Origin of the sequence: Gracilimonas sp. (assembly GCF_031581265.1) — a bacterium.
Classification (GTDB): domain Bacteria; phylum Bacteroidota; class Rhodothermia; order Balneolales; family Balneolaceae; genus Gracilimonas.
In genome coordinates, this window is record NZ_JAVLBQ010000057.1 from 1 (window position 1) to 9,683 (window position 9,683).

Genomic DNA, 9,683 nt, shown 5'->3' on the forward strand with positions numbered 1-9,683 from the left:
GAACACGGCCGTTAAGCCCTGCAGCGCCGATGGTACTGCTCACAAGCGGTAGAGTAGGTCGTCGCCTTCTTCCTTTTTATACTAAGCCCTCTTTCCTACTCGGAATGAGGGCTTTTTTATTGCTATCAATGCAGAAAAGGCCTTTAGGAATGATTATATTACAGAAGTTTGTTTAGTTAAAAACCATAAGAAAAGCACATACAATTGGATTTTCAGGATTTCTTAAAAGACTACAAAGAAAAGTTATTTTCGATATTTTCAGAAAATAAAGATGCTCAAGAAAACACCTTAGTAAGAGGTATAGAAGATTCTACATTAAAAGAGATTTTAGATCTTTCTCCGTTAGCAGCATTTATTCCCAGTGAATACGGTGGTCATGGAGGCCACACTGCAGAAGCATTAAGTATGCTTGAGGCAAGCTCATATGAATCATTGCCATTATCATTGATGATGGGGATAAATGGAGCACTATTTTTACAGCCCATGGCTAATTATGCAGATGAGAGTGTGAAAGAAGAAATCTTTTCAAGGGTATTAAATAAAAATAAACTCGGTGGGTTGATGATTACTGAACCTGACTATGGTTCAGATGCTTTACGTATGCAAACCAGTTATAAAAAGATTGGTGATGATACCTATAAAATAGAAGGGACAAAACACTGGGGCGGCTTAACTGGTATGGCAGATTATTGGTTAATCACCGCACGTGCAATAAATAAGAAAGGAGATTTAGGAAGAGATATTTCATTTTTTATTCATGATACCCGCAATGGTGGTATTGAAGTAGAGGAGTATTACAATAATTTAGGATTGTATATGCTTCCGTACGGCAAGAATAAAATTGATATAGAAGTTGGTGAAGATCATAAACTTCAACCAAAAACTACCGGAGTTACCATGATGTTAGATCTTCTTCACAGAAGTCGGCTACAGTTTCCGGGAATGGGAATGGGGTTTCTGAGAAGAATGATGGATGAAGCTGTTGAGCACTGCAAAAACAGATTTGTAGGTGGACTGAGCCTATTTGACTATGACCAGGTTAAACACCGATTATCAGAAATTCAGGCTTACTTTACGGTTTGCTCTGCGATGTGCAATTTCACCAGTACAAATGTTCCTCTTCATAAAAATACTTCACGCATGGATGTGGAGGCGAACGCAATAAAATCGCTGGTTACAGATTACATGCAAAAAGCATCACAATCATTGCTGCAGCTGAAAGGGGCAATGGGTTACCGGCTCGATAGTATAGCTGGACGGTCTGTAGTTGACAGCCGCCCCTTCCAAATTTTTGAAGGATCCAATGATATTCTTTACCAGCAGATAAGTGAATCTGTGTTAAAGATGATGAGGAGAGTGAAGAATAATAACCTGCATGATTTTCTTTCTGAATATTATCTAACAGAGAGGTCGTCAGAATTTTTTAAAGAAATCCTCGATTTTGAGATTGATCCTCAAATGCCCCAACGCAAGTTAGTGGATTTAGGTAAAGCTTTAGGCCGAATTATTTCCATTGAATTTACGCTGAATTTAGGAGATCAGGGTTTCAACAAGGAGCTCATTGATAATGCAGTACAAACGCTTCAGGAAGAAGTTAATACCATTATTCATACCTATAAAAATGGCGGTAAAGCAAGTGTAGTTGAAGACTACAATGTTGACAGTTCTTGGTTTAAACTCGTTACGGTGAATGCCTAAAAAAAAGATTGTAGTAATTTCAGGAGCAGGAATAAGTGCTGAAAGTGGATTAGCTACGTTCAGGGGATCCGATGGATTATGGGAAGGATATGATATTCAAGAAGTAGCGTCACCTCTAGGATGGGAGAATAATCCTGAACGCGTCCTCGAATTCTACAACAAAAGAAGAAAGCAAGCAGCTGAAGCCCAGCCCAATAAGGCCCATAAAGCATTAGCAGTCTTGGAGGATCATTTTGAAGTGCTGATAGTTACACAGAATGTAGATGATTTGCATGAGAGAGCCGGCTCCACTAACGTTTTGCACCTGCACGGTGAATTGAAGAAAGCACGCAGCGAAAAAGATGAATCACTTGTGATAGACATCGGTTCCGATCCTATTAAGTTGGGAGATACCGCCGAAGACGGAGCTCAATTAAGACCTCACGTAGTGTGGTTTGGTGAGATGGTTCCCATGATTGAAGTTGCAGCTGAAGAAATAGCTAAAGCAGATATTTTAGTTGTGGTAGGTACTTCATTGGTAGTATATCCTGCAGCAAGCTTGGTTGAATATGCTCCTCCAAAAATTCCCAAGTATATCATTGACCCTGAAGAGCCCCAGTTGTTTAATAAAAAAGAGTGGGTACATTATAAAGAGAAAGCAGGTACCGGTATTTCAAAGTTAGCAGAAAAACTAAAAAAAGAGATTAATTAAATGTCTAAAAAGAAAGCATCAGAAGAAGAGAAAAGTGTTTTAGAACAGTTTATGTTACCCTTTTATCATGTGTCAAAAAGGGTTCCTCTTTTTCCGGGGAAGAATAATATGGCTTCAGAGGCCGGTTTGTTTGGAATCTCTGAAGAGGAACTGGAAAAATATCGGGAGAATTATGAAGAAAATGCGAAAGAGGCTGCTTTGGAAATTTTGAAGGAAGATGAGATTGTTGATTGTCTCGATGATATTCCAATGGATGGCGAAGAGACCATCGTAGCTTTTGGCGATTCCAATACGGAAGATGCCCAGGGTTGGTTTACAATTTTAAAACACGTGTTGGAAATTTCGGTAGAGAAAGCCAACTTCAAATTCATTAACGCCGGTGTTTCTTACAATACCACTGCTGAGGCGCTTCGAAGAATTGACCGGGATGTAGTTATTCACGAACCGGATTGGGTGATCGTTGCCCTTGGTACTTTTGATGCCCAAAGGCTGAATATTGCCCCGAACCGAACATTGCTCCCTCTTTCAGAAACATGGGAAAATATTGAAACGATACAGGCTGTATTAGGTGAACGAGTGGATAATCCTTTAATATGGATCACACCGGCCCCGGTTATTTCTGAGATGTTGGAAGAAAACCTGCTGTACGATTTCACTATTAAACCCAAAGATTTGGGACAGGTACAGGAACTTGTTGCCGGCAAACAAGGAGCCATCATAGATGGAAGAGCTGAACGCATGGGCGAAGATGAACCTAATGCCTGGAACTATCTTCCCGATGGATTACATCATTCCCTATCCGGGCATATGGAAACGGTAAAAGCGATTATTAAAAAACTGACTGAACCTAAAGAGCCTAAAAGTTAATTAAGAATTACTATTCTAAAAGCTCATTCAGGTTAGTTTTGAAAACACGAACCGCAGGAAATGAGTTTTTATAGTAGTAGTCTGAGGCATACAAGTTGTTTTCTTCATCAAGAAAATGTGGAACAAACGAGAATTTGTTGTCACTGCTTATAAAAGAAACAGGTTGATTTTTAAGAGGAATATTTTTCAAAAATTCGCCATTTGAATTATAAACATCTACGTAAGGGATAATTTGGTTTTCATCAAATATTCCATAAAAATAGAGAAGAAATTTATCATTACCGATCAACCCAAAACTTGATCCTTTACGTTTGAAAAAAAAATTTCCTTCCTGCCCAGAGCTGGAAGCAAATCCAACTTCGTCGCTTTCTCGATATTTTTCTCTGCTATCCCAATCATATAGCGTTACCATATTAGAAACAGGCTGGCCTAAATTTTTTTCTGAGCCATTATTAGTATTAAATGTTGATATTTGCCCGCTATAAATTCCTGGTACAACAGCAATATTATCTCCATACAGGGCTGCTTTATAGATCGGAACTTTAGCAATTCTAACTTGTAGTGGATCGGAAGAGTCAAAGAAATGCTCAAAAGCATCAATATATTCTTCCTGTTTTTCTTTCAGAGATTGATCGTATTGATGAAGTAAAAAAGATTTGTTTTGTTCTGATGTTTGATCAGATCTAACAAGGTAAAAGTGCCCCTGCTTGTTCTGATAAAATAAATGTGAAGCTCCAAGAGTCTCTGAACCTAAAGAAACAGAATGGGTGAAGTTTCCCGAGGCATCAAAAAAAGAAACTCTGTTTTGAAACCGGTCCAAAGCTATTAGTTGTCCATTATCACTTTTCTGCAAAAAAGTGACTTGAAGAAATTCCCCCGGCCCACGCCCTCTGCGCCCAATTTTTTTCACAAAATTTCCATGTTTATTGTACACTCGTATTGTATTATCACTGGCATCAGCTACATATATAGTCTTTTCTTTTCCCACACTAATGGTTCTTATTGCACTGAAGAGGTATTGAGTAGAATCAATTTTCACCTCCAATAACCATAGTTTACTTGAGTTCTAAGTTAAATTTTTGAGCAGATAAAGAAGTTGAAAAAAAGAATGCTACAGATAAAAATATCAGATATTTGTAGTATTTACTCATGGTGAGTCCAATTAAAATTGGTGTAGATTAAATTAATCTACACCAAAATAGTTAAAGTAATTTATGTTTGTTGCCCACATTGATCAGATCCGTGAACATTACAATTGTAAGGTGGGGGTGCCGTATCGTCATACCAACAATCTGTCCACCCATATGCTTGTCCGCCTTCTTCACAAGCACTGATTGTACCGCAATGGTGACAATCTGGAATTATGTTGGATTCACATTTGTAGAAGTTGTTGCTACAAAGAAAGCGAAGCTTATCACGAATAAGGAAATGGATAAAATATTTTTAGTATTCATGGTTATCTCCTATTTAAATTTTGTATAGTTGATTATTACATTGCGAAATGTAATTTCTTTATTCGAATAATTAGTTGTAAGTCCAGTAGGTAAATAGAAAACATGTAAAATTACTTCTTCTTTCAAATCAATAAGAAATAATAAACTTTCATTAACGAAATTTGTTGAGAGCTTAGGCAGTTCTAACTGAGATAATTCGGAAGTGTACAAGATAGCCATTTCGTCGACAATATTTGACATGTCAGATGCCTTAGCAAATCGAACTGCTTGAAGAGAATCTACCCCATGATAAATCAGCAATGATAAACTATTATCTTTAAGAGCTGATAGACTGTCAGATAATTCAACATAATCATTCACTTCATTTAAACAATTGGAACAGTCGTTTGCTTTAGAAATGAAGAGGAGAAGCCACTCTTTAGAAATTTCACCCTTAGCCGGGATACTTTGGAAAATAGTTTTTAAAGCCTTTGCATCTTTAAATGGCTTATCTATAGAGTTATGAACAACAAGTTCATGTTCAATTGATTGTGGGGAAGGGGGGGGGATATCTTCATTGAAAAAAGAATTTACTCCCATCACAATAAGAATTATACTTAGAATAATTAGCAATATGTATCCCTTATCAACCATATCTTAAAATATATAAATAAATATAAGATGCAAGTATAAAAGGTAAGCGGTAATCTAAAAACTAATCTTCAGGTTTATAAAATCTATTGATGCAGAAAGTTTTTGTGAAATCCCATTTGGTCGCATCTCAAGCGTTTCTATTTGTGACGGTGATATAAGACCTGCACTGGCCTTTTCAGAAAACTGGATTCCTATGAGTCCACCGGCAACATTACCAACTTTTCCGGAAGAGGGGGAAGAAGAAACAGTCCGTTCAGAATACATAAAAGCATCAACGAGACCGACTCCAAAACCAATCCATGCCCCGGCTGAGGCACCATATCGCAGTCCGTGAACAAGGGGTTCATTGGCAATCAACATTACGGAAGTGGCGACTACGGCCCCGGCACCGATTCCATAAAAAGTATCAAGCAGAACAATTATGCTGGTGTTGGTGCCATCATTAAAAAGACCGGAGACTAAAATCTGATTACCTTCACCTTCCGCAACATCCAGTGCTCCAACGCCAATACCGTATAAAGTGCCCAATCCGAGACCAACTCTTAAAGGAGTAAAATCAGAATTCCCGGTCAGCCCCATTGTTGCACCGCCTAAAAGCGTGCCGCTGATAGCCCCGTTCAGAGTGTTACCGGCAAGTAATTCCATGGTTTGGGCCTTCGTTTCTTTCACCCCTCCAAGAAGAATAAATAAGCTTATGAACAAAGTTGTTACAGTGCGCATCATATCAGGTAAGGTTTTGAATTGAGCGAAGTTAGTAAAATAAACAGGGTAAAACCATTTTGACTAAGAAGGATCATTAAGAGCTACCGGTAGAACTTTCCCATTATAGAACTGATGTCCGTTTAGGATAAAGTCGGCGATGTAAGCCCCCATCTGTTCGGGTTGAACCGGGGCTTCAAAACCGGGAAAAGCATCTTCAAACATTTCCGTTTGTACGGCTCCAATGCAGAGACAATTAACGGCAATGCCATCCTCAGCAAATTCAGCACTTAAAACTTCTGAAAGTCCCACAACAGCTGCTTTCGAAGCTCCATAAGCTGAAAGGCCCCCGAATTTTTTACTGCCTTGGTATCCTGACATACTCGAAATATTTAATATATGACTGCCGGATTTTAGCTTTGGTTTGGCTGCTTTAGTCAAGCGGACTATTCCAAATACATTTACATCCATCAATTTTTGAAAAACTTCTATATCGGTTTCTAAAAGTGAACCTTTGTGAAAAGCACCTGCATTATTAACAATGCCATCAATATGGTCAAATTTCTCAAATATATCGGATAGCTTTTTGAGATCTTGTTCAGAAGTAAGGTCAGCAGCTATGGTGATGACTCTACCCGGTACTGCTTTCTCCTTTAATTTCTTTAGTTTTTCGGCTGAGCGGGCAGTAGCTATAACCGTATGATTTTGAGAAGCTAATTTTAAAACTGTTTGGAATCCTATTCCCCGACTTGCGCCAGTTACTACTATTGTATTACTCATATTATTGCAATGGATTTATATTCACAGAATTAAACAAATGAAGCTAAAAATAGTTCGATTAACTTTACAGAGCCTTGGAAAAAGCGCTTTTTTAGTGGTAAATTTCCAGTCTCCAATAAACATAAAAAGAAAATAAGGCTTAATGAATTTAAAAAACGGAAAACCGTTAGTTCCCAGTAACATAGAAACACTTAAGCCTTACGTAGCCGGGAAAACAATTGCTGAAGTTGCTGAGCTTTATAAACCCAAGAAGATTGCAAAACTGGCTTCCAATGAAAATAGATTGGGATGTAGTCCAAAGGTAAAAGCAGCCATTGATGAGGCATTTCAGGAAATACAAGATTATCCGGACCCGGTTGCCCGAAAGCTTAGAGCTGCTATTGCAGAGCGGAATAATGTGAAACCTGATAATGTATTATTAGCATCAGGATCTGAAAGTGTTATTTCCATTCTTTGTAAAACATTTTTCCTGAATAAAGAAAATGCAATAACAGCTGATGCTACTTTCGTCGGCTTTTTTGTGCAAATAGGAGTTCGGGGCGTGCACTTGAAACGAATTCCAATGACCTCCGGCTATCGGTATGATGTAAAAGCTATTGCCAATGCCATCGATGAAAATACCAAAATGGTATATATCGCTAATCCTAATAACCCGACGGGCACCTACATCACCAAAGATGAATTTGAATGGTTTATGCAGAAAGTGCCTGAAGACGTATTGGTAGTCATGGATGAGGCATATCACGAATATGCCAAGGACGTAGAAGATTTTCCTCATGCCCTGAATTATGATTATGACAATATCATTGTACTGAGAACCTTTTCAAAAGCGTATGGCCTGGCAGGGTTTCGGGTAGGATATGCGATTGCGCATGAAGAGCTGATAAAAAATATGATGAAGACGAAACTAACTTTTGAGCCTACTGCATTAGGTCAGGCTGCGGCATTGGCAGCTTACCATGATCATGAATTTCTGAAGAAAAGTATAGCCGTTGTTGAACAAAGCAAAGAGCGTTTATATAACTTTTTTGATAAGCATAATGTGGAATACGTAAAATCTATATCCAATTCTGTTATGATGATTTTACCCACAGAAGGTGAAGCCATCGACTTTACCCAAAAAATGTTGGAAAAAGGAGTTATTCTAAGACGCATTAACGCATTCGGACTCCCGAATTGTATCCGCATAACAGTTGGGCTGCCGGAAGAAATGGATCATTTTGAACAATCATTTTTAGAGGTTTATAGCAGGCAGTAAGCAGTAACCCTTTGCCAACTGCATACTGCTTTCCGCCTACTTTTTAAAAAAGAGGTTAACTCTCTCAGTAAAAATTTTAAAGCAACTATTTACTTAAAGATACCATGGCCAAAAAGAAATCGGCATCAAAGAAAAGTAAAACACTAAAAGTAGACTGGAAAAAAGTAGCTCATCTTATGCTCACTTCACGTGCAATGGATGAGAAGGAAGAGAATGAACTTGTTCCAAATAAAGAAGTACTCTATCAGTTTTCGGCACGCGGACATGAATTGGGACAAATTCTCTTGGGAAATCTATTGACCCATAAACATGATTCAGCCAGTGCGTACTATCGTTCTCGGCCTCTTTTGCTTACGCTTGGTCTTTCTGAAGAAGATGCCATGGCTGCTCCAATGGGTAAATCGGGCGGATACAGTGACGGACGTGATATTGGTGTGGTGTGTAATAAATCCGATTCTGACGGCCCAAAAGTATTACCCATGGCAGGGGATGTAGGCTCACAATATACGCCAGCAATCGGTTGGGCACAGGGAATTGAGTACCGCAAAAATGTGCTGGAAGAAAAGGAGTATGAAAAAGCAATCTCTGTGATTTTAGGCGGTGATGGCTCAGTGGCCACAAATGGCTTTTGGTCGGCATTGACCATTGCTACTACTCAAAATCTCCCGGTTCTATTTTACATTGAAGATAATGGATACGGTATCTCTGTGACGAGTGAGTATCAAACACCGGGAGGAGATATCAGTAAAAACCTCCGATCGTTTAACAACTTGAAGATCTTTGATGGAGACGGAACGAATCCTGAAGAAGCTGCTTCATTATTAAGTGAATCGGTTGACTATGTACGTGAACGAAAAGGCCCGGCTTTAATTCGCCTGACAGTTCCCCGGTTAAACGGACATTCCTACCAGGATAATCAGGCCTATAAAGATGAGGAACTTCTAAAGAAAGAGCAGGAAAAGGATCCGCTTAAAAAGCTCAGAGAATTTATGGTGCCCGATCAGATTACAGAACGTACCTGGAAGAACTGGGAAAAGAAAGCGCAAGAAAAAATTGAAGAAGCTGCTGAAGCAGCTTTAAATCGTACGGAACCTGATTCAGATCAAACCGAAAAATATGCCTTTGCTGAAGAAGGAGATATCCAAACAGTTGGTGGCCTTGCCGTTGAAGGACATGAGTTCCCGGTAAGCTCAGAAAATCCCCAACCTGAGAAACAACGAATAAATATTGTAGAAGCTATTCGAAGAACCCTTCGTTATGAGCTGGAAACAAATCCTAAGGTTATGGTTTTTGGGGAAGATGTGGGAGAGAAAGGCGGCGTACATGCTGCAACCATGGATCTGCAATCGAAGTATGGAAAAGAACGAGTATTTGATACCAGTCTTTCGGAAGAGGGAATTATTGGTCGGGCTGTGGGACTAGCATATCAGGGTCTGATGCCAGTAGCCGAAATCCAGTTTAGAAAATATGCTGATCCCGCAACTGAGCAATTGAATAACTGTGGAACTATCCGTTGGAGGACGGCTAATAAATTTGCAGCTCCCATTGTGGTTCGTATGCCGGGAGGTTTTGCAAAATGTGGAGATCCCTGGCACAGTATGAG

Annotated in this window: 9 protein-coding genes; 5 read left to right on the forward strand and 4 right to left on the reverse strand. The window is 39.1% G+C overall.

Annotated elements, in window-relative coordinates; all coding sequences use genetic code 11:
• The first annotated feature begins 204 nt into the window (after window positions 1-204).
• The 3 genes from RI561_RS13550 to RI561_RS13560 are packed head-to-tail and all read left to right on the forward strand — an operon-like array spanning window position 205 to window position 3,256.
• Window positions 205-1,698, forward strand: a complete 1,494-nt coding sequence (locus tag RI561_RS13550; protein ID WP_395080783.1) for an acyl-CoA dehydrogenase family protein — start codon at window positions 205-207, stop codon at window positions 1,696-1,698.
• Window positions 1,691-2,389: an NAD-dependent deacylase gene (locus RI561_RS13555; protein ID WP_395080784.1), complete on the forward strand. Its 699-nt coding sequence runs from the start codon at window positions 1,691-1,693 to the stop codon at window positions 2,387-2,389. Before RI561_RS13550 ends, RI561_RS13555 begins: the two co-directional genes overlap by 8 nt.
• Window positions 2,390-3,256 carry an SGNH/GDSL hydrolase family protein gene (locus RI561_RS13560; RefSeq protein ID WP_395080785.1) on the forward strand — a complete coding sequence of 289 codons (867 nt, stop codon included), beginning with the start codon at window positions 2,390-2,392 and terminating at the stop codon, window positions 3,254-3,256.
• Window positions 3,257-3,266: 10 nt separating this feature from the next.
• On the opposite strand, the gene RI561_RS13565 is transcribed toward RI561_RS13560, so the two are convergent.
• From RI561_RS13565 to RI561_RS13580, 4 genes are all read right to left on the reverse strand, one after another.
• Window positions 3,267-4,295 carry a 6-bladed beta-propeller gene (locus tag RI561_RS13565; protein WP_395080791.1) on the reverse strand — a complete coding sequence of 343 codons (1,029 nt, stop codon included), beginning with the start codon at window positions 4,293-4,295 and terminating at the stop codon, window positions 3,267-3,269.
• A 424-nt stretch (window positions 4,296-4,719) separates the two neighbouring features.
• Window positions 4,720-5,289 carry a hypothetical protein gene (locus RI561_RS13570; protein WP_395080786.1) on the reverse strand — a complete coding sequence of 190 codons (570 nt, stop codon included), beginning with the start codon at window positions 5,287-5,289 and terminating at the stop codon, window positions 4,720-4,722.
• Between the two features lie 108 nt (window positions 5,290-5,397).
• Window positions 5,398-6,066, reverse strand: coding sequence for a hypothetical protein (locus tag RI561_RS13575; protein WP_395080787.1), 669 nt, complete (start codon window positions 6,064-6,066; stop codon window positions 5,398-5,400).
• Between the two features lie 60 nt (window positions 6,067-6,126).
• The gene (locus RI561_RS13580) at window positions 6,127-6,822 is read right to left on the reverse strand and encodes an SDR family NAD(P)-dependent oxidoreductase (RefSeq protein ID WP_395080788.1); all 696 of its coding nucleotides are present in this window, start codon (window positions 6,820-6,822) and stop codon (window positions 6,127-6,129) included.
• 142 nt (window positions 6,823-6,964) lie between these two features.
• Between RI561_RS13580 and hisC the strand changes: the two genes are divergently transcribed.
• The gene (gene hisC / locus RI561_RS13585; protein ID WP_395080789.1) at window positions 6,965-8,080 is read left to right on the forward strand and encodes a histidinol-phosphate transaminase; all 1,116 of its coding nucleotides are present in this window, start codon (window positions 6,965-6,967) and stop codon (window positions 8,078-8,080) included.
• Between the two features lie 104 nt (window positions 8,081-8,184).
• A partial coding sequence (locus tag RI561_RS13590; protein ID WP_395080790.1) for a thiamine pyrophosphate-dependent enzyme occupies window positions 8,185-9,683 on the forward strand: 1,499 nt, incomplete at its 3' end.